The organism is Cupriavidus pauculus, assembly GCF_008693385.1.
Lineage (GTDB): Bacteria > Pseudomonadota > Gammaproteobacteria > Burkholderiales > Burkholderiaceae > Cupriavidus > Cupriavidus pauculus_D.
The window spans coordinates 2,622,638-2,649,492 of the sequence record NZ_CP044065.1 but is presented as its reverse complement, the minus strand read 5'-3'; the positions used below and the strand labels follow the sequence as shown (position 1 = coordinate 2,649,492).

Here is a 26,855-nt window from a genome sequence, read left to right as displayed (position 1 = left end):
GGGTCGGACCGATCCGATGGGGATGATGTGTCACGTTTCACCGTGCCTGGTGAGACGTGTTTCCAACAACATTTCTGAAAGGGTCAACCATGCAATATCCACTTCATGTCGACGGGACCATCCGGCAGTCAATCCGCCACCGGCGCGCGCGCGGAGCGCGAACGCGCCAGCAAGGCTTTACGCTGATAGAACTGATGATCGTGGTCGCGATCATCGCCATTCTGGCGGGCATCGCGATTCCGCAGTATCAGAACTACATCGCGCGCTCGCAGTTCGCGGAGGGCATGAGCCTTGCGTCGGGGCAGAAGGTGGGCGTGACCGAGTCCTACTCGTCGGGCGGCAGTTGCCCCGACAACTCGACGGCCGCGGCGGATGGCATTCCGCTGTTCACCGATATCACGGGCAACTACGTCAAGAGCGTGAAGGTCGGCGGCACGGCCGGGGCGTCAGGCGGCTGCACGATCATCGCGGCGTTCAAGGATTCGGGCGTGTCTTCGGGACTGGCCGGGAAGGACGTGACGCTGACGATGCTCGACGCGGACAAGGGCTCGGTGAAATGGGAATGCCGCTCGTCGGTCGCGGCGAAATATCTGCCGCGTGTATGCACGACGACGGCGTCTGGCGATGTCCGTTGAGCGATTATGGTTAAGTGATGTACGGAGCGCTTTAAATGTATTGAGGCGCTCCGGGTTCGATCGACCCCTCGGAGGGTGCGGGTGCCGGAAATTTGCCGGGGTTCGTCACCGTCATGTGACAAATCCTGTTTCACGGCAGCGGTATACGCGCGTTGGTCTGTCAAAGTTTGTCACCTTGACCCGTGAAATCGGGGAGTTTCGAGCTGGCACGCTCCCTGCATTATAGGGAATGCATCACATGAAACAGGATGTATCGTCCTGTAACGAAATTCTCTTTGAGGGGTCAATTCCTATGCAACGGGTACAACTTAAAAAACTGGGCCGCCAAGCTCAGAAAGGCTTCACGCTGATCGAACTGATGATCGTCGTGGCGATCATCGGTATCCTGGCCGCTATCGCGATTCCGCAGTACCAGAACTACATCGCGAAGTCGCAGGTTTCGCGTGTGGTGGGTGAACTGTCGGCGCTGCGTACGGCTGCTGAGCTGTGCATTACCGAAAACAAGATGGTCACGCCCGTAGACGGTGCTGCTCCGGCAGATGGTGAGTGCGCTTGGGGTGCTACGAAGTCGAGCCTCGTGACTGGTGCTGGCTACCCGACCGGTAACCTCAATGCTGCCGTGGACACGATTACCGCTCAACTCGGCGGTAACGCTTCCAACAAGATTCTGAACACCCGTATCAGCTGGAATCGCAACAATGCTGGTACTTGGTCCTGCACGATCACTGGCGCAGGTGCTGGTTGGGACGCGTCGTACATGCCGCCGGGTTGCGCAGCTCCCTGATAATTAGCTACACGAGCCCACAGCGAGCCTTTCCCTCGCCCAAGCTGACAAATAGCGCCTCCGGGCGCTATTTCTTTTGGTGCCACGCTATCATGGTGCCTTTTCCTCCACCGGCCGCCTCATGCCGCCATCCCGGGCCTCTCTCCCCGCAGCGGCGATCGTCGTTGCCTTCGCCTTCCCCCTGCTGGTTTCCCGCCACACGCTCCCCCTCGCCACCTTCTATGGCGAATGGGCTGCCGGCGTGCTCGGTCTCGTCCTGATCCTCGTTCTGAGCGTCTCGGCGACGAAATCGGGCCTCCCGCAGAGAATCAGATTTTTCCCATGGATTGCGGCCATGCCGTTGTGGTTGATCGCCACCACGCTATTGCAGGCCGCGAGCGGTATGGCCGATATCACCGGTACGCGCGCCATGACGCAGGTGATGCTCGCCCTCGCCGCCGCCATGATCATGGCCGCCTCGTGGATGAGCCAGCGCCAGACCGTGGACCAGCGCGCCGCGATCGTCGATGCGCTGGCCGTCGCGTTTCTCGTCGCCGGCCTGCTCGGCACCCTCGCCCAGTGGATCCAGGTGTTCCGCCTCGAGCGCGAGATGTTCGGCCTCGTTTCGGAATACTTTCACCCGGCCAACCGCCGCTTATGGGGCAACCTCAATCAGCCCAATCACCAGGCCACCGTGCAGGGCCTCGCGCTCGTGGCATCCGTGTGGCTCGCCGCGCGCGGTGGATTGCGGTTTCCCGCATGGCTGATCGCCGTGCTGCTGCTCGAGACGGGCATCGTGCTGTCGGGCTCGCGCACGGGCGTGGTTCATGTCGGCATCGCGGCGATCTATGCGCTGATCGCGGCGGCCATGGCGCGGCACCGCACACAGGGGACGGGCCCCGCGAACGTGATGCAGCGCCCGGCCGCGCTCGTCGTCACCGCGATCGTGATGGTCGGGCTGCTCGTGATCCTGCAGCCGCTGATCCGCGCGGCGGGGCAGACGTTCGGCTGGCAGCTGTTCGACACCATCGCGCTGATCAAGGGCGGCGGCCAGCTCAGCGGGCGCAATGCACTGTGGGCGCACGCGCTCGCGATGTTCCATGCGCATCCGTGGCTCGGTATCGGCTACGGCGAGTTCGGCTGGGTCGAGTTCCAGCAGCTCGCGGAGGTGGGCGCGCGCCCGGAAATGGCGCTGCACGCGCACAACGCGGTGCTCGACATGCTCGCCAAGACCGGCCTGATCGGTACGGCTGGCGTCGTGGCGGTTCTGCTCGCCTGGGTGTGGCGCGTGGTCCGTGACCGCCTGCTGCGCACGGGCGCCGACGAACGTGCGCAGACCGTGATGCTGCTCGTCTGGCTCGCGATGTTCGGCATGCATTCGATGCTCGAATACCCGCTGCATTACCTCTATTTCCTGCTGCCGTGCTGTTTCCTGCTCGGCTGGCTGGAGACGGGCGGTACCGGCGACGCGCGATGGGTGAAGCCGCTCGCGATCGTCGTCGGTGCGGTGGGGCTGGTGGTGCTGGCCACCACGTGGCGCGACTATCGCCGCGTGGAAGCGCGCGAGTACGCCGCCGAGGGGTCGCGCGATACGATGCCGCGGCCCGCGTTCTGGTTCGACGCCTACGCCCGCGCGCAGACGGCCGAGGACGCGATCATCACCGCGGACAATGCGCGCGCGCTGCTGCCCGCGCATATCGCATCGCTCCATCTGCTGCCGATGCCGGCGACCATCGCCCGCACCGCGTGGCTCTTCGCGCTGACAGGCGAGCAGGATCGCGCACGGCTGTGGATGGATCGCCTGCGCTACTACTATCAGGGCGACGAACGCGCGCAGTTTGCATCGCTGGCGAGCGCGTGCGACGAGATGGCGGAAGCGGGCACGCGGGAGGCCGCGGAGCAGCCCCGCGAATTCTGCGCGTGGGTTCGCGCGAAGTCCCGCCGATGGTCGGGCGGCTGAAGGGCGAGGGCGGAACAAAAAAGAGCGCACCGGGGTGCGCTCTTTTTTACGTCACCGCACGTATCCGGGCGGCGGAGGCGGCGGATAGTACGGCTGGTAATTCGGCGGCGGTGCGGCGGCCGCGCGGCGCGGTGCCATCTGCGTGGCCATCGTGCCATACACGGGCACACGATTGCCGCTCGCGTACATGCACTGCGTGTACGCGGAGTCGTAGCGCTGCTGCGTGCCGTAGCCCGACTCGTACGAATTGCCCGCCCCGACCGCGGCGCCCGTGAGCAGGCCGACGCCAGCGCCGACCGCCGCACCGGACCCGCCACCGAACGCCGCGCCGGCGGCCGCGCCGAGCGCGGTACCGATCGCCGCGCTACCGACCGCGCTGGCATTGGCATTCTGCTGCGCCGTCGTGCCGCCCACCTGCCCGAACGCGTACTGACGGCAGCTATAGTCGTCGGCTCGGAACTGGTCGAAATTCTTGCCGGTGCCCGGCAGCGCCATCACGCTCGGGCCCGACGGCAGCACTGCACAGGCGCCCAGCGCGAGCGTTGCGGCCAGCAGGATAACGATGGAACGGGTTTGCATGATCGTGTTTCCCATGTCTCAGGATCCGGCCGGAGGATGCGCGGGCACCTGCTCCCAGCCGCCTGGGCAGGTCTTGACATACGGGTAGTAGCCTTCCGGCCGCGCGCAGTGGTACCAGTACTGGTTCGCATTGGAATCCTGTCCGGCCTGCGGCGCGCCGCCAGCGGAGCCGCCATAGGACTGTCCGCCATAGTTCTGCCCGCCATATTGGCCGGGATCGGCAGGCGCCTCGACCGGATTCCCGTCGGCGCCTTGCTCGATGTACTGCGGCGGCTGCGCGGGCACGGCGACGACGGCCGGCGGCGGATAATAACCGGGGTAGTAATAGGGACCATAGGCCGGATAGCCCCAGCCCGGCCCCCATCCGGGACCCCATCCCGGGCCCCAGCCCGGCCCGACATACACGCCCACGCCAACACGCGTGCGCGCTTCCGCGGTGCCGCTGGCGATGGTCGCCACCGCCGCTGCCACCGCCAATACGATAAGGCCAATCTTGCGCCCGTTCATGATCGATACCCCAAAGGTGTTCCTTCTATTTAACGCCAATTTGCCTCACGCGGCTGACCGGAAGGCACGTTGGAAATGTGACGTTACCTTTATTACGGGGCAGACAACGGCCGTGAAGGATTTGTACTGCTGTCGTCACGCAGCTTAGACGACACGGCTGCCAGACGGGCTTGTATGCCGCGGCCGCTGATCGCACGGACCAGCTTTCCGAATCCCTCCCTGAGCGCCTCCGTGCGTCTGGCGACGGCGCGCCATGCACTCGTCTCGCAAGCGCCACACCCCTCTTCGCGCTTGCAGCGGCCCGCTGATATTTTTGGTAGTTTTGTTCGGAACATATGCGCAAGGCCCGAAGCCGCCAAGATCGCATCGGAAACTACTGACTGATACCGCGTGATGACGGCTGAATCGACGGAGCCCATGAATACAAGGATCGACGGGACCCTCAAAGCGTGGAACGACAAAGGGTTCGGGTTTATCGCGCCGTCGAAAGGTGGTCAGGACATCTTCGTGCATATCTCGGATTACCCCAAGCAGGGTGGTCAGCCGAAGGTTGGTGAGTCACTAACGTTCCTTGTCATGCTCAACAAGGATGGCAAGAAGAAGGCCATCTTTGTCCAACGGCCCGGCGTCAATCCGACAGGGTCACGTCGAGGTCGTGCGCAATCGCCAGCCAGCAAAGGACGGTCCATCGGCCACCGTCTGCTTGGATTCATCGCTGCCGCCGTCCTCGTCGCTGTTGGGTACAAGTACGTTGCCCCGAAATTCGGCCCGTCCGAAACACTGGCCTCCGATTCGATCCAAGCGCCAACCTCGGAGGCGGCTAGTCCCTTTCAGTGTGATGGACGGAAATACTGTTCCCAGATGACTTCTTGCAAAGAGGCCAAGTACTTCCTGAAGAACTGTCCAAACACCGAAATGGACGGTGATGGCGATGGGACCCCCTGTGAGTCTCAGTGGTGTACGAGTATGTTTTCCCGATAGGTTACCTTGGGGCAGGGTGCCCTTATGTCATCACCGAACCAAGTCGGTCAGGATCAGGGGTTCGCCACCCAGTCTCCCGACTTGCCGCCGTGCTTCTCCAGCAACCGCACATTGCCGATCACCATCCCCCGGTCCACGGCCTTGCACATGTCGTAGATCGTCAGCAGGGCGACCTGCACGCCCGTGAGCGCTTCCATCTCGACGCCGGTCTGGCCGTGGGTTTCGGTGCGGACGATGCAGGCGATGGTCGAGCTGGGCGGGTCCAGGGCGAAGTCCACGGCCACCTTGGTCAGGCCGATCGGGTGGCAGAGCGGGATCAGGTCCGACGTGCGCTTGGTCGCCATGATGGCCGCCACGCGCGCGATGCCCAGCACGTCGCCCTTGCGCGCGTTGCCGTCGCGCACCAGCGCGAAGGTTTCCGGTTCCATCGTGATGGTGCCGGTGGCCACCGCGACGCGGTGCGTGCTGGCCTTGTTGCCGACGTCCACCATATGTGCCTGGCCGGCCTTGTCGAAGTGTGTGAGCTCGCTCATGACGGGAAAGGTGTGAAGGTCTGGTGTGAAAAAGCGCGGGAAGGGCTTGCCCGATGGGAACGGGCAGCGCAGGCCGCTATCATAGCAACATGCCCGATTTCCCATGGTCCGGGAGCCCCATCCGCCGCCCCGGTCGCCCTGCCTCCACCGCCGCGCCTGCCATGCGCGCGGCGCCGCGTCTGCGCGTTCGCGTGCTGGCGGCGGCGCTCGTGTTGACGATGTCGGCGCCGGCGTGGCCGCAGGCGCCGATGGGCGCACCGCCGCCGGTGCGGCCGACGCAGGCCTCGCTGCCGTCGCTGGCCGCTCCCGCGGGCACAGGAAGCGGCGCGGGATCGCAGGCCCCGTTCGCCATGGCCTCGCCGAACGACGGCGATGCCAGCGATCAGGTCTACGACAACCTGAACCGCAGCGTCCGCGCGGGCCAGAAGTCCGAGTTCGGGCTGCGCACGAACAATCCGGTCGTGGAGAGCGGCGGCATCCAGCTGCCCGACCTCGGCGACCCGTCCAGCGCGAGCCTGTCGCCGGACATGGAGAAGCGGCTCGGCGACCGCATCATGCGCGATATCCGCCGCGACCCCGACTACATCAGCGACCCGCTGATGTCCGACTACCTGAACGCGCTCGGCTACCGCCTCGTGCAGGCCGCGCGCAAACAGAACATCTCGGGCTCGGCCGGCGGCGGTACGTTCACCACGGGGTTCGAGCTGTTCGGCGTGCGCGATCGCACGATCAATGCATTCGCGCTGCCCGGCGGCTATATCGGCGTGCATACGGGCCTGCTCGTGCAGTCGGAAACCGAGTCGGAACTCGCCTCGGTGCTGGGCCACGAAATCGGCCACGTGCTTCAGCGCCATATCGCGCGCGGCATCACGAGCCAGGACCAGTCGATGTGGATCGCGCTCGCGGCGATGGTGCTGGCGGGCCTGGCCGCGACCAAGAGCGGCGATGCGGCCGCGGCGCTCGCGATGGGCGGGCAGGGTGCCGCCATCGCGAACCAGCTGTCGTTCTCGCGCGGCGCCGAGCGCGAAGCCGATCGGGTCGGTTTTCAGATCATGACCGCGGCCGGCTTCGATCCGCAGGGCATGCCCGATTTTTTCGCGCGGCTGCAGCGTGTGATGGGCATCTCCGAAAGCTCGGTGCCCGCCTACGTGCGTACCCACCCGCTGACGTCCGAGCGCCTTGCCGACATGCAGGACCGTGTGCGCCACGTGACGGCCCGCAAGGTCGGCAACACGCCCGAGTACGAGTTCGCGCGCGTGCGGGCCCGCGTGATCCAGGACAAGGACCGCGCGGACCTCGTGGCCTCGCGCTCGACATTCCAGAACCAGATGGCTACCGCGTCGCCCGTGCGGCTGCCCGCGCTCTATTACGGCGTGGCGTTCGTCGAACAGCGGCTCCAGCGCTATCAGAAGGCCGACGAGGCGCTGATGGAGGCGCGCCGCCTCTACGGCAATATTCCGGGTGCGGCATCGGGTAGCCCGATGCTCGACGTGATGGCGATCCAGCTCGCGCTCCAGGAAAAGCGGCCCCAGGATGCGATGAACCAGGCCACCGCCTCGCTGCGCGCCTATCCGCTCTCGCATGCGGTGGCGCTGAACTACGCCGACACGCTGCTGGCCACGGGCCGGCTCGACGATGCGGTGACGTTTATCCGTTCCCGCACGCGCGAGGAATCGTCACGTAGCGAATGGTGGGATCTGCTCGCGCGCGCGTACGCCGCGCAGGGCAAGCGGCTGCAGCAGCATCAGGCGCTGGCGGAGAAGTATGCGATGGATGGCTCGTACCAGGCGGCCATCGAGCAGCTGCAGATCGCGCGCAAGGCCGGCGACGGCGACTTCTACACGCTGTCCGAGGTCGATGCGCGCCTGCACCAGCTCGAACGCCAGTTCCGCGAGGAAAAGCAGGACAACAAGGGGATGCCGAACTGACCGGCACGCGTTATGTGACGGGCTTTATGTGGCCGGTGGAGCTGGAGTTTTCCGGAAGCCGAATCGCTCGGGTACCTCGTCCTCCGCGATCGGCGCGATCTCGAAGTCCCTGCCGCCGAAGTGGAACACGCCGAGCGCCGCGCCACAGGCCTCGCCATGCCATGTGCTCGTGCTGGCAAACGCGTCGAGGTCGTGGTCGTGCAGCAGCGCGACCTGCTCGCCATCGACCCCGTCCACCGTTCCCGTCATCAGCACGTTGCCGTGCTCGTCCGCGAGGCAGGCACTCGGCGAAAACGCGAGATCGCTGGTCGTCCGCAATGCGCCATCGTGCAGCCGAACGATCCACGGCGTATAGCCGAGCGACACGAATACGCGCTGGGGGCCGTTCTGGAAGAACCAGCCACCCGTCTCGTCGCGCTGGTAGTTGCGTTCGATAAAGGCGATCAGCGCCGCATGGCGAATCGGATCGCCGGACAGCCCGTGCTGCTGGGCGTACTCGTTGCGCATGCGCCATTGGCCGCGCCGGTCGAGCGCGAGCCAGCCGTAGCAGTTCGGCACATTGGGCCAGCGCGCCATGGCCGCCTTGACGATCTCATCCATAACCGCTGTCTCCTGTCTTTTTTATGCCGCGCCGTCGAAGAATCGCAGGATGCGTGCGGGCAGATAGTCGAGGTGTCCCGCCACCGGCAGCAATGGCAGCTGCCCCAGCAGTCCGCCGCGCGGCGTCATGAAGCCGACGTGGCCGCCATAGGCGGGCTGGTCGAGCACCACATCGTCGCTCACGTCCGCCGGGCCCGGCAGATGGTGGCCGGGCAGGAACGGATCGTTGCGCGCGTTGAGCACGAGCGTCGGCACGCGAATCTCGCCGAGTATCGGCTTGCTCGCGGCGCGGTGCCAGTAGTCGTCGGTATCGCGAAAGCCGTGCAGCGGTGCGGTAACCACGTTGTCGAACGCGTAGAGGTCGCGGCTCGCGAGCATCGTGGCGCGATCGAACAGACCCGGGTACTGGCCGAGCTTCGCGAGCGACTTGCGCTTGAGCGTCTGCAGGAACATCCGCGTATAGACGAGGTTGAACCCGCGCGAGAGCGCCGCGCCGCCGGCCGCGAGGTCGAGCGGCGCCGAGACCGACGCGGCTGCAGACACGAAGCCCGCGGCGTTGCCATCTTCACCCAGATAGCGCAGCAGCGCGTTGCCGCCGAGCGAGATACCGACCACGAGCAGCCGCCGCGCGGGATCGATCGCATGCAGCCGCTGCAAGACCCAGCGAATCTCGGCCGCATCGCCCGAATGATAGAAGCGCGGGGCCAGGTTGATTTCGCCCGAGCAGCCGCGGAAATGCGGAATCACGCCCGCCCAGCCGCGCGCGCGCAACGCGTCCATCAGCGTCTGCGCGTAGTGGCTGTCGGAGGCGCCCTCGAGGCCGTGGAACATGACCACGAGCGGCGCGTCGGGCTGCGTGGCGTGCGTGGTCCAGTCGAGGTCGATGAAGTCGCCGTCCGGCGTGTTCCAGCGTTCGCGCCGGAACGTCAGGCGCGCGTGGCGCGTGAAGCGTGCCGCCAGAATCGTCTGTGCATGGCCGCCGCGCAGCCACCATGGCGTATGGAAGTCGTCGCCGAACGCGGGGGCGGCCATGGGGATTGCCGACATGGCGGAAGACTGCGTCAGTGCAGCGCCTGTCCCGGTGCGGCTGCGACGGTGGCGACCTGCACCGCGTTGGCGGGGCTGCAATGGATATGGGCGAGGCGCCAGCCCTCGTGGTTCTGCATCAGCACGTACGTGGTGTGCACGTAGAGGTCCGCCTCGACGCGGTCCGCGCCGAAGCGCAGCGCCTCGGTCACGTCGAAGATGGACACGCCGAGCGATGCATGGCTGCTGGTCTCGATCGCGTCGATCAGGACCGGCTGGGAGTCGAGCAGCGTCGTGAAGGCCTGGCGCAGATGCTCGTGCCCGATCAGCCGCTGGCCGTCCGGGAGCACGCAGGTCACCGAGTCCTCGTCGAGCCATAGCCGCAGCGCGCCATCCGCATCGCGCAACTTCATGGCTTCGCGAAAGGCTTCGACGATGTCTTCGGCGGAATCGAACAGGCGGGCGAAACGTGGCATGGTGGCGTGTCAGGGATTCAGGGCGCTGGCTTCGGGAGCGTCGTCACGGACCGCTGTCACGGACGCAGGGACCGTTGCAACAGCTTGCGAAGCTCGACGAACACCATCTCGGGTCCGATATCTTTCAGGCAACGCAGGTGTCCTAACGGGCACTCGCGCTTGAAGCAGGGACTACACTCGAGCTGAAGCCACATGATACTCGCTGCCTGTGACAGCGGGGGCGTATGGCGGGGATCGCTGGAGCCGTACACGGCCACCTGCGGGCGATTCAGTGCCGCGGTCACGTGCATCAGGCCCGAATCGTTGCAGACCGCGGCCTCCGACAGCGCGAGCAGGTCCACCGCGTCGTCGAGCGAGGTCTGGCCGCAGAGGTTGCGCACGAACGGCGCGCCCGCGACGATCTCGTCGGCGATCTCGGCGTCCTTGCCCGACCCGAGCGCGATGATCTGCGCGTAGGGGAACGAGCGGCGCAGCATCTGCGCGAGCTCCGCGAAGTGGGCGGCGGGCCAGCGCTTGGCCGGACCGAATTCGGCGCCCGGGCAGAACGCGATGACGCGGGTGTGCGGCGCAATGTCGAAGCGCGCCGCGGTGGCCGCCATTCGCGCGGGGTCGGTGCGCAGGCGCGGCTCGGGCAGATCTTCGGGCAGGCGCGCGCCGGGCTTGAGCGCCAGGCGGGCGTAGTGTTCGACCATCGGCGGGCGGTGGTCGCGCGGCGGGTTGGCATGCCGCACGTTGAGCATGCCGAAGCGCGCCTCCCCGCGGTAGCCGATACGCAGCGGAATGCCGGCGAGCCATGGAATCAGCGCGGACTTCAGCGAGTTCGGCAGCACGTAGGCGATGTCGTAGCCTTCGTTCTTGAGCTGCTGGGCGAACATCAGGCGTGCCGACAGCTGCAGCTTGCCGTGCGCGAGGTCGCTCGGGAACACGCGGCCGATCTCGGGCATGCGCGTCAGGACCGGCGCCACCCACTTGGGCGCGAGCGCGTCGATTTCGAGACGCGGATGACGAGCCTTGATCAGCGAGAACAACGGCTGGGCCATCAACGCGTCGCCGATCCAGTTGGGGGCGATGACGAGAGCTTTCTTCATGAATGACGGCGGCGCCAGCGGCAACGGCCGGCTAACCGGGCGTGCCGGTTGCCAGCCATGGATGCGGGTTGCGCGACGAGGCGGCCGCGGTTCAGTGGTGACCCTTCAGCACGGTACCGGGCTTGAGCTTGTACACGGTACCGCAATACGGGCACTTGACCTCGCCGGTATCGGCCACATCGAGGAACACACGCGGGTGGTAGTTCCAGGCGGGCGTATTGCCGGTGGGGCAGTGCAGCGGAATGTCTTCCGCGCCGATTTCGACGACGGTGGCGGTTTGGGTCATGGTGTTGCCAGTTGCAGGGGTGTTAGCAATCGGGGCGGCGCGCGGGTCTCAGACCAGCGTCAGCCACTTCTTGTACTTTTCATCGGTGCCGCCGACGGCGGCGAAGAACGCTTCCTGGATGCGCTGCGTGACCGGGCCGCGGCGGCCTTCGCCGATGACGCGGTCATCGAGTTCGCGGATCGGCGTGACTTCGGCGGCCGTGCCCGTGAAGAACGCTTCGTCGGCGCAGTACATCTCGTCGCGCGTGATGCGCTTTTCGCGCACCTCGATGCCGAGGTCGCGCGCGATCGTCAGCGTGGCGTCGCGCGTGATGCCGTCCAGGCACGAGGCCAGGTCCGGCGTGTAGATCACGCCGTTGCGCACGATGAACACGTTCTCGCCCGAGCCTTCGCTGACATAGCCGTCGGTGTCGAGCAGCAGGGCTTCATCGTAGCCGAGGCCCGTCGCTTCCTGGTTGGCCAGGATCGAGTTGATGTAGTAACCGCTCGCCTTGGCGCGCACGAGCGACACGTTGACGTGGTGGCGCGTGAACGACGAGGTCTTCACGCGGATGCCGCGCTCCATGCCTTCTTCGCCGAGGTACGCGCCCCAGGGCCATGCGGCGATGGCCACGTGGATCGTGTTGCCGCGGGCGGAGACGCCGAGCTTCTCGGAGCCGATCCAGACCAGCGGGCGGATGTAGCAGGATTCCAGATTGTTCGCGCGCACCACTTCGCGTTGCGCGGCTTCGAGCGTCGGCTGGTCGAACGGCATCTCCATCTGGAAGATCTTTGCCGAGTTGAACAGGCGGCGCGTGTGCTCCTTGAGGCGGAAGATCGCGGTGCCTTCCGGCGTCTTGTAAGCGCGTACGCCTTCGAAGACGCCCATGCCGTAGTGCAACGTGTGGGTCAGCACGTGGATCTTGGCGTCGCGCCATTCGATCAGCTTGCCGTCCATCCAGATTTTGCCGTCGCGATCCGCCATCGACATGGTTGGTCTCCTGAGCACCAGAAAAAATCGAAAGATCGCCATTGTAAGCCGCGAGGCCTTGCGTGCCAACGCGGGCCCTTGTGGATCTACAATCGCACCTTCCCGACCCACCCCCCGCACGCGTGCGTCCGACTTCCGAGCTTTCCGCCTCCACCGACCCCAATACCGATGCCGGCACGCCCCCCGCCGAGGATCGCTGGGAATCGGCGCTGGGCGCGCTGCAGGCGCTGGCCGGCGGCGACGCGGCCCCGGAAGCCCCCGGCGCCGGACGGCGCCTGATCTGGGCGCTGACGTTCGATGCCGACGGAGAGGTGGGCACGATCGAGCCGATGGAGCAGGCGTGGGGCGCGCGCGGCTGGGGCAAGCCCCGGCCCGTGCCGCTCGCCCGCGTGGCCGAGGATGACACGCTGCCGCCGTGGGACGCCCGCGTGGCGCAGGCCGTGCGGCGGGACGCCTCCCGCAACCGGCGTTATGTGCTGGACCGCGCCGCCGCCATCATGGCGCTGGTTGGCCATCCGGCCGTGGTGCTGGCGCACGCGCCGACGGTGCCCGTGGAGGTGCTGGAGTCCTCGCCCGCGCTGGAGGCCGTGCGCGAGAAAGACCGCTTCGTGCTCCGCATCGTGCCGCCGCTGCGCCAGGCGCGCGCGATGGAGGACTTTCTGCCGGCCGCCGCGCGGCAGGAAGCCGAGGCGCTGCGGCAGATCACCGTGCTGCAGGACGGCCCGCGCCGCCTGCGCATCGTGCGGTTCACGCCCGCCCAGCAGGCCGCGGCGCGGCTGATCGCCGATGGGCTCGCCGTCCCCGCCAGCGCGCAGGCGCGGCTGGACGGCACGCTGCGGGCGCTTGCGGGCCATTTCCAGATCCATGCCGATGGCGCCGGCGACGCGCGCGAACGCGATCCCGATTCGCGCCTGCGTGCCGAAGTGGCGCCGGTGGGGCGTGGCATCAGCCTGCGGCTGGTCGTGACGCCGCTGGGCGCCATGGGGCCGCGCCTCGCGCCCGGACACGGCCGCGCGCAGCTGATGGCGACCATCGGCGTGGAAACGCTCGCGACGCGCCGCGACCTCGATGCCGAATTGGCTCACGTGGCCGAGGTGTTCAACGCGCTGCCGTGCCTCGTGCGGCAGGCGCCGGGCAGCGGCGAACTGGTGTGGACGCTCGACGATCCCGAGGACGCGCTCACGGTGGTGGAGACGCTGCCGGGGCTGGATGGCGTGATCGATCTCGAATGGCCGCGGGGCCGCGAGATTCGCGTCATACCGGCCGATCTGCCGCAACTTGCCGTGAGCGTGGAAACGGGCAGCGAGTGGTTCAAGCTGGTCGGCGAACTGCATGTAGCCGAGGGGCTCGTGCTGTCCCTGCAAAAACTCGTGGCCTGGGCGCACGGCCACGCGGGCCGCTTCATGGCGATGGAGCACGGGGTGTACGTCGCGCTGACGCGCCAGCTGCGCGACCGGCTGCGGGATCTCGCCGCCGTCGGGGACGCCGTGCGCGACGGCATTCGTGTGCCGCTGGTGGCCACGCCCTGGCTCGACGACGTGCTCGCCGGGGCCGGCATCGACCCCGACGCGCACTTCCGCACGCGCATCAAACGGCTGCGCGAGGCCCGCGAGGCCGATATGCCGGTGCCCGCCACGCTGGCCGCCGAGCTGCGTCCGTACCAGCTGGAGGGCTATCGCTGGATGATGTCGCTCGCCCGGGCCGGTCTCGGCGCCTGTCTGGCCGACGACATGGGGCTCGGCAAGACGCTGCAGGCGCTCGCCGTGCTGCTCGCGCGCGCGGCGGAGGGGCCCGCGCTCGTCGTGGCGCCGACATCGGTCTGCGGCAACTGGGCCGCGGAGGCGCGCCGCTTCGCGCCCTCGCTGCGGGTCCACGTCTATGCCGATGGCGATCGCACCGCCATCGTCGAACAGGCCGGCGCGCAGGATGTGGTGATCGTTTCCTATACGCTGCTCCAGCAGGCGCGCAAGGCGTTTTGCGAGCGCGCGTGGCACACGGTGGTCGCCGACGAGGCGCAGTCGTTCAAGAATCCTTCCTCGCGCCGGGCGCAGGCGATGTTCGCGTTGCAGGCGGACTGCCGCATCGCGCTGTCCGGGACGCCCGTGGAGAACCGGCTGGCCGAGCTCTGGGCCGTCATGCGCTTCTGCAATCCGGGCCTGCTCGGTTCGCTCGTCCGCTTCAACGAGCATTTTGCGAACCCGATCGAGCGCAATGGCGCACGGGATCCGCGTGCGCGCCTGCGCCGCATGATTGCGCCGTTCGTGCTGCGGCGGACCAAGGCGCAGGTGCTCGACGAACTGCCGCCGCGCACCGAACTCGTGATCCGCGTCGCCCCCGAGCCCGCCGAGGCCGCGCACTATGAGGCGCTGCGGCGGCAGGCGCTCTCCGAAGCCGAGCGCGCCCTGCTGCAACCGAAGGAACAAGGCCGGCGCCGCGTCAGGCGCGCGCGGCTGCCCGAGCCCGAAGCGCGCATCCACATCCTCGCGCAGCTGATGCGCATGCGCCGCGCCGCGTGCGACCCGCGGCTGGTGACACCGGAGATCGGGCACGCGGGCGCGAAGGTGCGGGCGTTTGCCGATCTGGCCGCCACGCTCGCCGCCAACGGGCACCGCACGCTCGTGTTCAGCCAGTTCGTCGACTTCCTGCAGCTGCTGCGGCAGGCGCTCGACGAGGCGGGGCTGGCGTGGCAGTACCTCGATGGCGCCACGCCGGCCGACGAACGCACGCGGCGCGTGGCCGCCTTCCAGGCGGGCGAGGGCGACGTCTTCCTGATCAGCCTGAAGGCCGGCGGCTTTGGGCTCAATCTCACGGCGGCCGACTACGTCGTGATCGCGGACCCCTGGTGGAACCCCGCTGCCGAGGATCAGGCGATGGGCCGCGCCCACCGTATCGGCCAAAGCCGTCCCGTCACGGTCTACCGGCTGATCACGGCCGGCACGATCGAGGAGCGCATCGTCGATCTGCATCTGGGCAAGCGTGCGCTGGCCGAAGGGGTGCTGGACGCCACCGCGGGGGAAGCGGTGGGCAGGGAGGCGGCGTTGCCCGATATCGACGAGCTCGTGGGATTGCTGCGCCGTTGATTAACGCGAGTCAAGGCGCTTGACTCTCAAACGGTATACAAATTGCCGCTTATCTTGCTGCCTGCTGGTGCGGTGCGATATGCCCGCGGCGCCGTTTTGGCGCATACGAGGTACGGTTATGGCGCATCGGGTGGCGGTTCTGGCCCGTTGCGGTGCAACGGGGCCTTCGCATAAACCCGGCCTTGAGGTTTTGGGATATCTGAATATAGTATACCGAACCACAAAAACAGACCGGAGCCCCCTTGTCCCCCGAAGTCGTGTCCGACCCCGTTCCGCCGCGCGTCGCGCAGGCGCCGCTTGCCGACTGCTGGGTGCCGGCGCATATCGCCGCCGCGCGGATGGCGAGCGGCGAGACCACCTCGATGGCGCTGACCGAGGCCTGCCACGCGGCATGGGCCGCGCGCAATCCGGCGGTCAATGCGATGGTGCTGGCCGATTTCGAAGCGGCGCGCGAAGCCGCTGCCGAGAGCGACGCCCGGCGACAGGCCGGACGCTCGCGCGGGCCGCTCGACGGATTGCCGTTTTCGATCAAGGAATCGTTCGACGTCGAGGGGTGGCCGACGACGTGCGGGGTACCCGCGCGCGCGGCCCATCGCGCCGCGGGAGACGCCGCGGTGGTCGAGCGCCTGCGCGCGCAAGGGGCTGTGCTGCTGGGCAAGACCAATGTGCCGCTGGGGTTGCGCGACTGGCAAAGCTATAACGCGATCTACGGCACCACGCGCAACCCGCACGATCCGTCGCGCACGCCGGGCGGTTCGTCCGGCGGCAGCGCGGCCGCGGTGTGCGCGGGCATGAGCTACTTCGACATCGGCTCGGACATCGGGTCGTCGCTGCGCAATCCCGCGCATTACTGCGGCGTGTTCTCGCACAAGAGCAGCCACGGCATCGTGCCATTGCGTGGCCACGGCAACGCGCCCGCGGGGTTTGCCGAACAGGACATCAACGTGGCGGGCCCGATTGCCCGCAGCGCCCGCGACCTCGAACTGGTCCTGCACGCGATTGCCGGCCCGGACAGTGCCGAGGCGTCTGCATGGCGCATGGACCTGCCGGCGTGCAGACACACGCGGCTGGCCGATTTCCGCGTCGCCGTGCTCCCCACCCATCCGCTTGCCGAGGCCGACGTCGCGGTGAGCGGGGCCATCGAGTCGCTCGGGCACGACCTGGCGCGCGCCGGTGCGCGCGTGAGCTGGAACGTCCGGCCCGATTTCGATGCCGCGCACTTGTGGCACGTGTACGTGCTGCTGCTGCGCGCGACCACATCCGTCTATATGGACGACGCGGCGTTTGCCGATGCGCTGCTGCGCGCCGATGGCAGTGACCGCGCGTCGAGCGACTACGCCACGCTGCAGTTCGCGGGCGCCGCGCTGAGCCATCGGCAATGGCTGTTGCTGCAGCAGGCGCGCGAGGGGTTCGCGCGCGCATGGCACCGCTTCTTCGGCGAGTACGACGTGCTGCTGTGCCCAGCGGCCTCGACCACCGCGTTTCCGATCGACGAGCGCGGCGAGCCGTGGCAACGCACGATCACGGTCAACGGCCAGCCGCTGCCGCTCACGTCGCAACTGTTCTGGGCGGGCCATTCCGGCTTGTGCGGCCTGCCGTCCACGGTCGCGCCGATCGGGCCCGCGAGCGACGGCCTGCCCGTCGGCGTGCAGATCGTGGCGCGCCGCTATGGCGACCTGACGTCGCTGCGCTTCGCGCAATTGCTGGAAGACGCGGGCCATGCGTTCCGTCCGCCGCCGGCCTGAACATCATCGCTGAAAGACAAACAGGGGAGGGAGATCATGCTGGACTGGTTCAGGGAGTTGTCGCGCGCGGAGCGCAAAGGCTTCTACGGAGCGTTCCTGGGGCATGCGGTCGATGTGTTCGACTTCATGATCTATTCGTTCCTGATTTCCACACTGCTCGCGCAGTGGGGCATGAGCAAGTCGATGGCGGGGGCCATCGTCACGTGGACGCTGGTGTCGTCGCTCGTCGGGGCGATCGGCGCGGGCCTGCTGGCGGACCGGTTCGGGCGTGTGCGCGTGCTGCGCTGGACGATCCTCGTGTTCGCGGTGTCGTGTTTCCTGTGCGGCATCGCCAATTCGCCCGAGCAGCTGATGGCGTTCCGCATGCTGCAAGGACTCGGGTTTGGCGGCGAGTCGTCGCTGTGCATGGTGCTGGTGACGGAGCTGATCCGCAATCCGGCGCATCGCGGCAAGTATTCGGGCTTTACGGCCAGCAGCTACTCGTTCGGATGGGGCGGCGCGGCCATCGCGTACGCCATCACGTTCAACCTGTTCGAGCCCGAGGTGGCATGGCGCGTCTGCTTCTTCCTCGGCATCCTCCCCGCGCTGGTGGTCGTCTATCTGCGCCGCAACCTCGAGGAGCCCGAAGTCTTCCTGAAGAGCCGGGCCGAGCGCGGTAGCCGCGGGGGCAACGATTCGCCGATGGCGGACCTGTCGCGCGTGTTCCGGCGGCCGCTGTTGCGCAAGACCGTGCTGTGCAGCCTGCTGTCCGGCGGCATGCTGGGCGCCTACTATGCGATCGCCACGTGGCTGCCGACGTTCCTGAAGACCGAACGCGGGCTGTCGGTGTTCGGCACCAGTTCCTACCTGGCCGTGACGATCCTCGGTTCGCTGGTCGGCTATGTGGCCGGCGCCTATGCCACCGACCGCTGGGGCCGCCGCCTGACCTACATCGCGTTCGCGGCCGGTGCGTTCGTGATGGCGATGATCTACATGATCATCCCCGTCTCGAATACCTCGATGCTCTTCCTCGGGTTTCCGCTTGGCGTGCTGATGCAGGGGGTGTTCTCGGGCATCGGCGCGACGATCTCCGAGTCGTACCCGAGCGGCGTACGGGCCACCGGCTACGGCGTGGCGTACAACCTCGGCCGCGTGATCGGCTCGTTCTTCCCGCTGGCCGTAGGCTGGCTCAACAGCGGCCGGACGTCGCTGGCGCTGGCCATCGCCATGGTGGCGGGCGTGGGGTATGCGCTCGTGATGGTGTCGGCGGCGCTGCTGCCGGAGACGTCGGGGATCGACCTTGGCGAGGCCGGCGGCGGTGACGATGACCGCGACGCGCGCGACAAGCGCGAGAACCGCGATACGGTGGGGCCCGTCGCGGGCGCGCCGTCGCCGGTGACGCCGGCGGGAAAGCTCGCCTGACCGCTTTGACCTCGAAACAACACTCCCCGGGGCGCTTTTAAGTCGCTGCTTACCAGCGGGCGCCACGGGCCTATAATGGGGGCTCTCTGCCAACGGCCGCGCGTCCTGTGCGGCCGTTGGCCTTTCCGGTTTTCATTTCGCCATGACGCCCCGAATGTCGTCCCCCGTGTGGCAACGCCTCTGGCATCGCTTTGCCGAGGCCGAGCGCACGGGCTTCCTTGAAGGCGCGCGCTACTTCGCGCCCTCCCTTCCCGCGGTGTTCTCATGGGGTCTGGTCACCGGCGTGGCCATGAGCAAGTCGGTGCTGACGGTGCCCGAGGCCATCGGCATGTCGCTGCTGGTCTATGCCGGCTCCGCGCAACTGGCCGCGCTGCCGCTGTTCGCGGCGGGCTTGCCGATCTGGACCGTGTGGCTGACCGCGGCCGTGGTGAATCTCCGCTTCGTGATCTTCAGCGCGGCGCTGCAGCCGCACTTCAGCTACATGCCGCTCTGGCGCCGGACGCTCATGGGGTCGTTCAACGGCGACCTGCACTTCGTCTACTTCATGCAGCGCTATGGCAGCCAGATCGGTTACACGCCCGGCAAGGAAGGATTCTTCTGGGGGATGGCGCTGACCAACTTCACGATGTGGCAGACATCGTCGATCGTCGGCATCCTGCTCGCGAGCCTGTTCCCCGATAGCTGGGGCCTCGGCCTCGCGGGGACGATGGCGCTGATTCCGGTGATGATCGCGACGATCACCTCGCGCTCGACGATGCTGGCGGTGGTGGTGTCCTCGGTGCTCGCGCTGCTGTGCTTCGACCTGCCGTACCGCCTCAGCCTCGTGGTGGCCGTGGTCGGCGCGATCGCGGCGGGCATGGCCAGCGACGAACTCGCAAATCGCGCCACGCTGCGCGCCATTCGCCTCCGTAACCGCGCGCAGGGCGTGGGCAAGTCGGGAGAGTCGCGATGACGACGCCGCTGAGCCATAGCGAAATCTGGATCGCGCTGGTCGGCATGGCGGCCGTGACGATCGTCACGCGCGCGCTGTTCCTGATGGCCGGCGAACGCGTGACGCTGCCCGATCGCATCCAGCGCGCGCTGCGCTATGCGCCGGCGGCCGCGCTCGCGGCAATCATCCTGCCCGACTTCCTGACGTTCGAGGGGCACTTCACGATCTCGCCCGCCAATGACCGCATGATGGCCGGCATCGCGGCCACGCTGTTTTATCTGGCCACGCGCCGCATGGTCGGGATGATCGCGGTCGGCATGGCCGTCTACACGGTGCTGCGGTTTATCGGCTGATCGTTTCCGCTGACTTCAGGCGGGGCCGGCGAGCACGCTGCCGAGCCGCGTGAGCAGGTGCGCGAGCTGTGCCTGCGTGCCCGTGCCGGTCTTCGTGAAGATCGACTTGAGCTGCGTGCGGCTGGTCTCGCGCTTGACGCCGAGTTGCGTGCAGGCTTCCGGCAGGCCGATGCCCGTCATCATCAGCGACGCCAGCCGCGACTCGGCCGGCGTGAGCGCGTACAGGTCGCGCAGGATCGTGGCCATCGTCAGGGGCGCGCCGCGGTTCTCGTGAATGGCCACGAGCGCCGCGTTGATTTCGCCGCCCGGCCGTACCGGCTGGATCACGATCTGCGCGGTACGGCCCTCGTGGCCGATGGCGTGAATCGCCTGCGGCGGCGAGGCGGTCTCGCAGACGAGCCGCAGCACGTCCGGCAGCGGCCGCGACAGGCGCCATCCCGATGCGCCCGCCACCCCCGGCGGCATGGCCGTGCTACCGCTGGTGCCGCTGGTGCCGCTGGTGCTGCTTGTGCCGTTGGTCCCGTTGGAATGCTGCGGCAATAGCCGGCGCGCCCAGGCCTCTCCGGCCGGGTTCGCGACGATCAGCGTGCCATTGCCGCGCGCCACCAGCACCGCATATTGCAGCCGCCCGATGACGTCGATGGAGGCGCGCAGCGCGAGCGCCTCGGACTGCGCGCGCTGGCACAGGGCCATGGCCTGCCGCAGATGCGGAACGGCCCAGTCGAGCGCCTGCGCGTCGGCCGTATCGTAAGGGGGCTGCTCGAGGCGCCGCTGCAGGCAAAGGTAGATCTCGCGACGCGGATTGCGATCGACGAGGCATGTCATGAAGGGCGGAACCGGCGCATTGCCGAACATCTGTGCCACGCCCGACGGGCGCCGGATGCCGATCTGCCATTGCCCCACGGCCAGCGGACCGGCCAGGCCCATGCGCGGGTCACGCGGCGGGCTGAGCGGCGGTGGGCTGACCGGCTCGACCTCTCCCAATTCCGAATGCGCGATCTCTTCCACGCGAGCGTGCGCGTTGACGTGCTCCACGATGACGATGGAAGCCCGCACGCTGTCGCTCTTGGTGCAGAGCGACTTCAGGCTGCGACGCCATGCCGTGCGGTCTAGCATCCCCTCGTAGAGGCCACGGATCGTCTCATGCATGGCCATCTCCCCGGGTACCGATTGCTGTACGAGTCTTTGCCGCCCCGGCGTTGTCGTCGATACGCTGCGCCGCTTTCCCCCTGCCCCCGTGCGCAGGTTGCCGTCTCTTTTGCGTCCGTCTGTTTTACGTCCCTTACCGGGCGGCATCCCACTTGTCTGACATTGCAGACGTTTTGGATACATTTCTTGCTACAGTACTCGAACTGCCTCTGCGGGGGCAACGCCGGTTACCCCCGCCTGCGGGGGGGATATGGCAGAAATGCGACGAACTATCAAATCCGGATCTGACGACGATCTGGTTGCGGCGGGAACGTCGGTCGCGTCAGAGTTCCTGCCAACGCGCAATTCCGCAACGGCGATCAGGTAAAATGCCGGTTTCCCCGACTGTTCCCGCCGCATATCGCCATGACCTCTGTCCTGCGTCTTTCCGATCTCATTTCCGAAGGCAAAATCTCCGGCAAACGCGTATTCATCCGCGCAGACCTGAACGTGCCGCAGGATGACGCGGGCCATATCACGGAAGACACGCGCATCCGCGCGTCCGTGCCGGCCATCGAGGCCTGCCTCGCGGCCGGGGCCGCCGTGATGGTCACGTCGCACCTGGGCCGCCCGACCGAAGGCGAACTCAAGCCCGAGGATTCGCTGGCGCCGATCGCCACCCGTCTGTCCGAACTGCTCGGCAAGCCGGTGCCGCTGGTGCAGAACTGGGTCGATGGCGTGCAGGTGGCGCCGGGCCAGGTGGTGCTGCTCGAGAACTGCCGCGTGAACAAGGGCGAGAAGAAGAACAGCGACGAGCTCGCGCAGAAGATGGCGCGCCTGTGCGACGTCTACGTAAACGACGCGTTCGGCACGGCGCACCGCGCCGAGGCCACGACGCATGGGATCGCGAAGTTCGCGCCCATCGCATGCGCGGGTCCGCTGCTGGCGGCCGAGATCGACGCGCTGGGCCGCGCGCTGGGCCAGCCGGCCCGTCCGCTCGTGGCGATCGTCGCGGGCTCCAAGGTTTCCACCAAGCTGACCATCCTGAAGTCGCTCGCCGACAAGGTCGATCAGCTTATCGTCGGCGGCGGTATCGCCAATACGTTCATGCTGGCCGCTGGCCTGAAGATCGGCAAGTCGCTGGCCGAGGCCGACCTCGTCGCCGACGCCAAGACCATCATCGACATCATGGCCGCGCGCGGCGCGTCGGTGCCGATTCCGGTCGATGTGGTCTGCGCGAAGGAATTCAGCGCCACCGCCACCGCGACGGTCAAGGACGTCAAGGATGTGGCCGACGACGACATGATTCTCGACATCGGCCCGAAGACGGCCGCGCAACTGGCGGATCAGCTCAAGGCCGCCGGCACGATCGTCTGGAACGGTCCGGTCGGCGTGTTCGAGTTCGACCAGTTCGGCAACGGTACCAAGGTCCTCGCACAGGCGATCGCCGACTCCAGCGCCTTCTCGATCGCCGGCGGCGGCGACACGCTGGCCGCGATCGCCAAGTACGGCATTGCCGACCGCATCGGCTATATCTCCACCGGTGGCGGCGCGTTCCTCGAGTTCCTCGAGGGCAAGAAGCTGCCCGCATTCGAAGTGCTGGAACAGCGCGCGGCAGGCTGACCAACGTCTCCCGAAGAACGCCCCCCACGAAAACCCCCGACAGAAGGAGTTGCCCGCATGACCCGCATGACAAAGATCGTCGCAACGATCGGCCCGGCCTCGAGCACGCTCGAAATGCTGACGCGCATGATCGCTGCAGGCGTCGACGTGGTACGCCTCAATTTCTCTCACGGCACCGCGCAGGACCATATCGACCGTGCCGCGCTCGTCCGCGAGGCGGCGAAGGCGTGCTCGCGCGAAGTCGCGATCATGTGCGACCTGCAGGGCCCGAAGATCCGTGTCGGCAAGTTCGAGCACGGCAAGGTCACGCTGAAGCCGGGCGACGCGTTCGTCCTCGACGCGACCTGCGAGCTCGGCAATCAGGAGCGCGTGGGGCTGGACTACCGCGACCTGCCGCGCGACGTCGGTCCCGGCGATGTGCTGCTGCTCAATGACGGGCTGATCGTGCTCGTGGTCGATCGCGTGTTCGGCCCGGAGATCTTCACCACGGTGAAGATCGGCGGCGACCTGTCGAACAACAAGGGCATCAACCGCCAGGGCGGCGGGCTGTCGGCGCCGGCGCTGACCGCGAAGGACATGGAGGACATCAAGACCGCCATGGCGCTCGGCGCGGATTATGTCGCGGTGAGCTTTCCCAAGAACGCCACCGATATGGAAATGGCGCGCCAGCTGGCGGCCGTCGCGGGCCAGCCGCATGGCCACAAGACGCGCATGATCGCGAAGATCGAGCGCGCGGAAGCCATCCGCCCGGGCGTGCTCGAGGAAATCCTGCAGGCGTCCGACGGCATCATGGTCGCGCGTGGCGACCTGGCCGTGGAAGTGGGCAACGCCGCGGTCCCGGCGCTGCAGAAGCGCATGATCAAGCTTGCGCGCGAGGCCAACAAGCTGACCATCACCGCCACGCAGATGATGGAAAGCATGATCGTGAACCCGGTGCCGACGCGCGCCGAGGTGTCGGACGTGGCCAATGCGGTGCTGGACGGGACCGATGCGGTCATGACGTCGGCGGAAACGGCCGCGGGCCGCTACCCCGTGGAAACGGTCGAGGCAATGGCCGCGATCTGCCTCGAGGCCGAGAAATCCGAGGTGGTGCAGCTCGATACCGATTTCCTGAATCAGACATTCTCGCGCATCGATCAGTCGATTGCGATGGGTGCGCTGTTCACCGCCTATCATCTTGGAGTGAAGGCCATTGCCGCGCTGACCGATTCCGGTGCGACGGCGTTGTGGATGAGCCGCCACCGGATCCATGTGCCGATCTACGCGATGACGCCGAACCTGGCCTCCCAGCGCAAGATGCAGCTGTACCGCAACGTGGTGCCCCTGCCGCTGGAGTCGAGCACGGATCGCGATACCGCGCTGGAGCAGGCCGAGGCGCTGCTGCTGGCCCAGGGCGTGGTGCAGCGGGGCGACTTCATCGTGCTGACGGTCGGCGAGCCGATGGGCCAGGCGGGTGGGACGAATACGCTGAAGATCGTGCGCGTAGGGAGTTGACCGACAACGCGTGTGTGCCCCGCCGGACAGACGTCCGGGCCCGCGTGTGCGAGCCTCCCGAGGCCCGGAAAGCATGCATACCGGAACCAATACCGGAACGAATACAGAAACAATTTTTTATTCAGGAGTTTGAGATGCCACTCGTTTCCATGCGCCAGCTGCTGGACCACGCCGCCGAGAACGGCTACGGTCTGCCCGCGTTCAACGTCAACAACCTCGAGCAGGTGCAGGCCATCATGCAGGCGGCCGACGAGGTCAACGCTCCGGTGATCATGCAGGCATCGGCAGGCGCGCGCAAATACGCGGGCGAGCACTTCCTGCGTCATCTGATCGAAGCGGCCGTGGAAGCGTATCCGCATATCCCGGTGGTGATGCACCAGGATCACGGCCAGTCGCCGGCGATCTGCCAGGCCGCGATCGACCTGAATTTCTCGTCCGTGATGATGGACGGCTCGCTGCGCGAAGACGGCAAGACGCCGGCCGACTACGAGTACAACGTGGACGTGACCCGCAAGGTCGTGCAGATGGCCCACGCGCTGGGCGTGACCGTCGAAGGCGAACTGGGCTGCCTCGGCTCGCTGGAAACCGGTGAAGCGGGCGAGGAAGACGGCATCGGCGCCGAGGGCAAGCTCGACCATTCGATGCTGCTGACGGATCCCGAGCAGGCCGCCGACTTCGTCAAGGCCACGCAGCTGGACGCGCTGGCCATCGCGATCGGTACCTCGCACGGCGCGTACAAGTTCACGCGCAAGCCCACGGGCGACATCCTCGCCATCAGCCGCATCAAGGAAATCCACGCGCGCATTCCGAACACCCACCTCGTGATGCACGGTTCGTCGTCGGTGCCGCAGGAACTGCTCGAGGAAATCCGCCAGTTCGGTGGCGACATGAAGGAAACGTATGGCGTGCCGGTCGAAGAGATCCAGGAAGCCATCAAGTACGGCGTGCGCAAGATCAACATCGACACCGACATCCGCCTGGCGATGACCGGCGCGATCCGCCGCTTCTTTGCGGAGAACCCGAGCAAGTTCGACCCGCGCGAATACCTGAAGCCCGCGCGCGAAGCCGCCAAGCAGGTCTGCAAGGCGCGCTACGTGGCGTTCGGCTGCGAAGGCCAGGCCAGCAAGATCAAGGCGGTTTCGCTGACCGACATCGCCCAGCAGTACAAGTCGGGCAAGCTGTCGCAAGTCGTGCAGTAATACGCCCGATGCCCTCCCCCTCCGGGGAGGGCAGTTTTACGTTTACGTTTCTCAGTTCTTCCACCATGTCCGAAGCCCTCTACGATTCCTCCATTCAATCCCTGCCGCTGCTCGGCCGCGGCAAGGTGCGCGACAACTATGCCGTCGGCGACGACAAGCTGCTGATCGTCACGACGGACCGCCTGTCCGCGTTCGATGTGATCATGGGGGAGCCGATCCCGGCCAAGGGCCGCGTGCTGAACCAGATGGCCAACTTCTGGTTCAAGCGCCTCGCGCACATCGTGCCGAACCACGAGACCGGCGTGTCCGCCGAGAGCGTCGTGGCGCCGGACGAAGTGGCGCAGGTGCGGGGCCGCGCGGTGGTGGTCAAGCGCCTGAAGCCGATCCTCGTCGAGGCCGTGGTGCGCGGCTACCTCGCCGGTAGCGGCTGGAAGGACTACCAGGCGACGGGCAAGGTGTGCGGCATCGCGCTGCCGGCCGGCCTGCAGAACGCGCAGAAGCTGCCCGAGCCGATCTTCACGCCGGCCGCCAAGGCGGAGATGGGCGAGCACGACGAGAACATCTCGTTCGACGAAGTCGAGCAGCGCATCGGCAAGGAACTGGCCGCGAAGATGCGCGATATCTCGATTCGCCTGTACAAGGAAGCGGCCGAGTTCGCGGCCACGCGCGGCATCATCATCGCCGATACCAAGTTCGAGTTCGGTCTGGACGAGAACGGCACGCTGACGTTGATGGACGAGGTGCTGACCGCCGACTCCTCGCGCTTCTGGCCCGCCGATTCGTATCAGGTCGGCACCAATCCCCCGTCGTTCGACAAGCAGTTCGTGCGCGACTGGCTGGAAGCCGTGCGCCTCGACGGCAAGCCGTGGCCGAAGACCGCGCCGGCGCCGAAGCTGCCGGACGACGTCGTGCAGAAGACCGCCGACAAGTACAAGGAAGCGCTGACGCGCCTGACCGGCGAAGCGCTGCAATAATCGACGACGGATTTCGCAACATGAGCAACGAAGCAAACAAGCCCGTGGTGGGCGTCGTCATGGGCAGCAGTTCCGACTGGGACGTGATGCAGCACGCCGTGGCCATGCTCAAGGATTTCGGCGTACCGTTCGAGGCGCAGGTGGTATCCGCGCACCGGATGGCCGACGACATGTTCCGCTATGCGGAGACCGCGCGCGGCCGTGGCATTCGCGCGATCATCGCGGGCGCCGGCGGTGCCGCGCATCTGCCCGGCATGATCGCCGCCAAGACGATCGTGCCGGTGTTCGGCGTGCCCGTGCCGTCGAAGTACCTGCGTGGCGAGGATTCGCTGCTGTCGATCGTGCAGATGCCGAAGGGCGTGCCCGTGGCGACGTTCGCGATCGGCGAGGCCGGCGCGGCCAACGCGGCGCTGCATGCGATAGCGACGCTCGCGACCACGGACGCGGCGCTGGCCGACGCGCTGGAAGCGTTCCGCGCGAAGCAGACCGAGGCCGCGCGGGCCATGAAGCTGCCCGTCTGAGTCCGATCCGCGCGTTCCGCGGCCGCGTTGGCCGCCTGTTTCAAGCTGCCTGTTTTAGCTGCTCTTTCCTGTTCT

At 67.1% G+C, this 26,855-nt stretch carries 25 protein-coding genes and 1 pseudogene; 16 read left to right on the top strand and 10 right to left on the bottom strand.

Annotated elements, in window-relative coordinates:
- The first annotated feature begins 89 nt into the window (after positions 1-89).
- The 4 genes and pseudogenes from FOB72_RS12115 (at position 90) to FOB72_RS12105 (ending at position 3,358) form a co-directional block, all read left to right on the top strand.
- Positions 90-635, top strand: a complete 546-nt coding sequence (locus FOB72_RS12115) for a pilin (protein ID WP_150372742.1) — start codon at positions 90-92, stop codon at positions 633-635.
- A 292-nt stretch (positions 636-927) separates the two neighbouring features.
- Positions 928-1,069 (top strand): annotated as a pseudogene (locus FOB72_RS32960) (prepilin-type N-terminal cleavage/methylation domain-containing protein); the annotation flags it as partial.
- Between the two features lie 11 nt (positions 1,070-1,080).
- On the top strand, positions 1,081-1,419 hold the full coding sequence (locus FOB72_RS32535; protein ID WP_411859832.1) for a pilin: 339 nt from the start codon (positions 1,081-1,083) through the stop codon (positions 1,417-1,419).
- Between the two features lie 334 nt (positions 1,420-1,753).
- Complete coding sequence (locus FOB72_RS12105) at positions 1,754-3,358, top strand: PglL family O-oligosaccharyltransferase (RefSeq protein ID WP_317889531.1); 1,605 nt, start codon at positions 1,754-1,756, stop codon at positions 3,356-3,358.
- A gap of 51 nt (positions 3,359-3,409) precedes the next feature.
- Here the strand turns inward: FOB72_RS12105 and FOB72_RS12100 are convergent, their stop codons facing one another.
- Positions 3,410-3,937, bottom strand: coding sequence for a YMGG-like glycine zipper-containing protein (locus FOB72_RS12100; RefSeq protein ID WP_150372739.1), 528 nt, complete (start codon positions 3,935-3,937; stop codon positions 3,410-3,412).
- A gap of 18 nt (positions 3,938-3,955) precedes the next feature.
- Positions 3,956-4,444, bottom strand: coding sequence for a hypothetical protein (locus FOB72_RS12095; RefSeq protein ID WP_150372738.1), 489 nt, complete (start codon positions 4,442-4,444; stop codon positions 3,956-3,958).
- 417 nt (positions 4,445-4,861) lie between these two features.
- On the opposite strand from FOB72_RS12095, the gene FOB72_RS12090 reads away from it, so the two are divergent.
- Complete coding sequence (locus tag FOB72_RS12090) at positions 4,862-5,425, top strand: cold shock domain-containing protein (RefSeq protein WP_150372737.1); 564 nt, start codon at positions 4,862-4,864, stop codon at positions 5,423-5,425.
- A gap of 53 nt (positions 5,426-5,478) precedes the next feature.
- On the opposite strand, the gene moaC is transcribed toward FOB72_RS12090, so the two are convergent.
- Complete coding sequence (moaC, locus tag FOB72_RS12085) at positions 5,479-5,958, bottom strand: cyclic pyranopterin monophosphate synthase MoaC (protein WP_150372736.1); 480 nt, start codon at positions 5,956-5,958, stop codon at positions 5,479-5,481.
- 89 nt (positions 5,959-6,047) lie between these two features.
- On the opposite strand from moaC, the gene FOB72_RS12080 reads away from it, so the two are divergent.
- Positions 6,048-7,886, top strand: coding sequence for a M48 family metalloprotease (locus FOB72_RS12080; protein ID WP_411859792.1), 1,839 nt, complete (start codon positions 6,048-6,050; stop codon positions 7,884-7,886).
- 24 nt (positions 7,887-7,910) lie between these two features.
- Here FOB72_RS12080 and FOB72_RS12075 read toward each other — a convergent pair whose 3' ends face one another.
- The 6 genes from FOB72_RS12075 to FOB72_RS12050 all read right to left on the bottom strand — a co-directional run bounded on the left by FOB72_RS12075 (position 7,911) and on the right by FOB72_RS12050 (position 12,331).
- On the bottom strand, positions 7,911-8,486 hold the full coding sequence (locus FOB72_RS12075; RefSeq protein ID WP_150372734.1) for a DUF2946 family protein: 576 nt from the start codon (positions 8,484-8,486) through the stop codon (positions 7,911-7,913).
- A gap of 21 nt (positions 8,487-8,507) precedes the next feature.
- Entirely contained in the window at positions 8,508-9,533 is a 1,026-nt protein-coding gene (locus tag FOB72_RS12070; RefSeq protein WP_150372733.1) for a YheT family hydrolase, read from the bottom strand.
- 14 nt (positions 9,534-9,547) lie between these two features.
- The gene (locus FOB72_RS12065; RefSeq protein WP_150372732.1) at positions 9,548-9,988 is read right to left on the bottom strand and encodes a YybH family protein; all 441 of its coding nucleotides are present in this window, start codon (positions 9,986-9,988) and stop codon (positions 9,548-9,550) included.
- Positions 9,989-10,044: 56 nt separating this feature from the next.
- Positions 10,045-11,076, bottom strand: coding sequence for a lipopolysaccharide heptosyltransferase II (gene waaF, locus FOB72_RS12060; protein ID WP_150372731.1), 1,032 nt, complete (start codon positions 11,074-11,076; stop codon positions 10,045-10,047).
- 91 nt (positions 11,077-11,167) lie between these two features.
- Positions 11,168-11,362 (bottom strand): zinc-finger domain-containing protein, encoded by a 195-nt coding sequence (locus tag FOB72_RS12055; RefSeq protein WP_061954896.1) that lies wholly within the window; start codon positions 11,360-11,362, stop codon positions 11,168-11,170.
- A gap of 48 nt (positions 11,363-11,410) precedes the next feature.
- Positions 11,411-12,331: a branched-chain amino acid transaminase gene (locus FOB72_RS12050; protein ID WP_109582010.1), complete on the bottom strand. Its 921-nt coding sequence runs from the start codon at positions 12,329-12,331 to the stop codon at positions 11,411-11,413.
- A 122-nt stretch (positions 12,332-12,453) separates the two neighbouring features.
- Between FOB72_RS12050 and FOB72_RS12045 the strand changes: the two genes are divergently transcribed.
- From FOB72_RS12045 to FOB72_RS12025, 5 genes are all read left to right on the top strand, one after another.
- The gene (locus tag FOB72_RS12045) at positions 12,454-15,411 is read left to right on the top strand and encodes a DEAD/DEAH box helicase (RefSeq protein WP_150372730.1); all 2,958 of its coding nucleotides are present in this window, start codon (positions 12,454-12,456) and stop codon (positions 15,409-15,411) included.
- Between the two features lie 338 nt (positions 15,412-15,749).
- Positions 15,750-17,156, top strand: a complete 1,407-nt coding sequence (locus FOB72_RS12040) for an amidase (RefSeq protein WP_263364780.1) — start codon at positions 15,750-15,752, stop codon at positions 17,154-17,156.
- A gap of 36 nt (positions 17,157-17,192) precedes the next feature.
- Positions 17,193-18,557 carry an MFS transporter gene (locus FOB72_RS12035; protein ID WP_150372728.1) on the top strand — a complete coding sequence of 455 codons (1,365 nt, stop codon included), beginning with the start codon at positions 17,193-17,195 and terminating at the stop codon, positions 18,555-18,557.
- A 142-nt stretch (positions 18,558-18,699) separates the two neighbouring features.
- Positions 18,700-19,509: an AzlC family ABC transporter permease gene (locus FOB72_RS12030; protein ID WP_223851316.1), complete on the top strand. Its 810-nt coding sequence runs from the start codon at positions 18,700-18,702 to the stop codon at positions 19,507-19,509.
- A gap of 8 nt (positions 19,510-19,517) precedes the next feature.
- Entirely contained in the window at positions 19,518-19,841 is a 324-nt protein-coding gene (locus FOB72_RS12025; RefSeq protein ID WP_150373878.1) for an AzlD domain-containing protein, read from the top strand.
- A gap of 15 nt (positions 19,842-19,856) precedes the next feature.
- Here FOB72_RS12025 and FOB72_RS12020 read toward each other — a convergent pair whose 3' ends face one another.
- The gene (locus FOB72_RS12020) at positions 19,857-20,990 is read right to left on the bottom strand and encodes a helix-turn-helix transcriptional regulator (protein WP_223851315.1); all 1,134 of its coding nucleotides are present in this window, start codon (positions 20,988-20,990) and stop codon (positions 19,857-19,859) included.
- A 405-nt stretch (positions 20,991-21,395) separates the two neighbouring features.
- Between FOB72_RS12020 and FOB72_RS12015 the strand changes: the two genes are divergently transcribed.
- From FOB72_RS12015 to purE, 5 genes are all read left to right on the top strand, one after another.
- Positions 21,396-22,592, top strand: coding sequence for a phosphoglycerate kinase (locus tag FOB72_RS12015; RefSeq protein WP_150372726.1), 1,197 nt, complete (start codon positions 21,396-21,398; stop codon positions 22,590-22,592).
- Between the two features lie 57 nt (positions 22,593-22,649).
- Positions 22,650-24,086 (top strand): pyruvate kinase, encoded by a 1,437-nt coding sequence (pyk, locus tag FOB72_RS12010; protein ID WP_150372725.1) that lies wholly within the window; start codon positions 22,650-22,652, stop codon positions 24,084-24,086.
- Positions 24,087-24,220: 134 nt separating this feature from the next.
- Positions 24,221-25,285, top strand: coding sequence for a class II fructose-bisphosphate aldolase (fba, locus tag FOB72_RS12005; protein ID WP_109582002.1), 1,065 nt, complete (start codon positions 24,221-24,223; stop codon positions 25,283-25,285).
- 65 nt (positions 25,286-25,350) lie between these two features.
- On the top strand, positions 25,351-26,259 hold the full coding sequence (locus FOB72_RS12000) for a phosphoribosylaminoimidazolesuccinocarboxamide synthase (protein WP_150372724.1): 909 nt from the start codon (positions 25,351-25,353) through the stop codon (positions 26,257-26,259).
- Positions 26,260-26,279: 20 nt separating this feature from the next.
- A complete protein-coding gene (purE, locus tag FOB72_RS11995; RefSeq protein ID WP_150372723.1) occupies positions 26,280-26,780 on the top strand; it encodes a 5-(carboxyamino)imidazole ribonucleotide mutase in 501 nt (166 codons plus the stop codon).
- The last annotated feature ends 75 nt before the right edge of the window (positions 26,781-26,855 follow it).

Excerpts from the sequence above, each read along its gene's own strand:
- FOB72_RS12080 (WP_411859792.1), top strand. The coding sequence starts at position 6,048 with ATGCCCGATTTCCCATGGTCCGGGAGCCCCATCCGCCGCCCCGGTCGC.
- FOB72_RS12100 (WP_150372739.1), bottom strand. The coding sequence starts at position 3,937 with ATGCAAACCCGTTCCATCGTTATCCTGCTGGCCGCAACGCTCGCGCTG.
- FOB72_RS12055 (WP_061954896.1), bottom strand. The coding sequence starts at position 11,362 with ATGACCCAAACCGCCACCGTCGTCGAAATCGGCGCGGAAGACATTCCG.
- FOB72_RS12115 (WP_150372742.1), top strand. The coding sequence starts at position 90 with ATGCAATATCCACTTCATGTCGACGGGACCATCCGGCAGTCAATCCGC.
- FOB72_RS12070 (WP_150372733.1), bottom strand. The coding sequence starts at position 9,533 with ATGTCGGCAATCCCCATGGCCGCCCCCGCGTTCGGCGACGACTTCCAT.
- FOB72_RS12000 (WP_150372724.1), top strand. The coding sequence starts at position 25,351 with ATGTCCGAAGCCCTCTACGATTCCTCCATTCAATCCCTGCCGCTGCTC.
- moaC (WP_150372736.1), bottom strand. The coding sequence starts at position 5,958 with ATGAGCGAGCTCACACACTTCGACAAGGCCGGCCAGGCACATATGGTG.
- pyk (WP_150372725.1), top strand. The coding sequence starts at position 22,650 with ATGACCCGCATGACAAAGATCGTCGCAACGATCGGCCCGGCCTCGAGC.
- fba (WP_109582002.1), top strand. The coding sequence starts at position 24,221 with ATGCCACTCGTTTCCATGCGCCAGCTGCTGGACCACGCCGCCGAGAAC.
- FOB72_RS12090 (WP_150372737.1), top strand. The coding sequence starts at position 4,862 with ATGAATACAAGGATCGACGGGACCCTCAAAGCGTGGAACGACAAAGGG.
- FOB72_RS12065 (WP_150372732.1), bottom strand. The coding sequence starts at position 9,988 with ATGCCACGTTTCGCCCGCCTGTTCGATTCCGCCGAAGACATCGTCGAA.
- FOB72_RS12040 (WP_263364780.1), top strand. The coding sequence starts at position 15,750 with ATGGCGAGCGGCGAGACCACCTCGATGGCGCTGACCGAGGCCTGCCAC.
- waaF (WP_150372731.1), bottom strand. The coding sequence starts at position 11,076 with ATGAAGAAAGCTCTCGTCATCGCCCCCAACTGGATCGGCGACGCGTTG.
- FOB72_RS12050 (WP_109582010.1), bottom strand. The coding sequence starts at position 12,331 with ATGTCGATGGCGGATCGCGACGGCAAAATCTGGATGGACGGCAAGCTG.
- FOB72_RS12020 (WP_223851315.1), bottom strand. The coding sequence starts at position 20,990 with ATGCATGAGACGATCCGTGGCCTCTACGAGGGGATGCTAGACCGCACG.
- FOB72_RS12105 (WP_317889531.1), top strand. The coding sequence starts at position 1,754 with ATGCCGTTGTGGTTGATCGCCACCACGCTATTGCAGGCCGCGAGCGGT.
- FOB72_RS12015 (WP_150372726.1), top strand. The coding sequence starts at position 21,396 with ATGACCTCTGTCCTGCGTCTTTCCGATCTCATTTCCGAAGGCAAAATC.
- FOB72_RS12030 (WP_223851316.1), top strand. The coding sequence starts at position 18,700 with ATGACGCCCCGAATGTCGTCCCCCGTGTGGCAACGCCTCTGGCATCGC.
- FOB72_RS12035 (WP_150372728.1), top strand. The coding sequence starts at position 17,193 with ATGCTGGACTGGTTCAGGGAGTTGTCGCGCGCGGAGCGCAAAGGCTTC.
- FOB72_RS12095 (WP_150372738.1), bottom strand. The coding sequence starts at position 4,444 with ATGAACGGGCGCAAGATTGGCCTTATCGTATTGGCGGTGGCAGCGGCG.
- FOB72_RS12075 (WP_150372734.1), bottom strand. The coding sequence starts at position 8,486 with ATGGATGAGATCGTCAAGGCGGCCATGGCGCGCTGGCCCAATGTGCCG.
- purE (WP_150372723.1), top strand. The coding sequence starts at position 26,280 with ATGAGCAACGAAGCAAACAAGCCCGTGGTGGGCGTCGTCATGGGCAGC.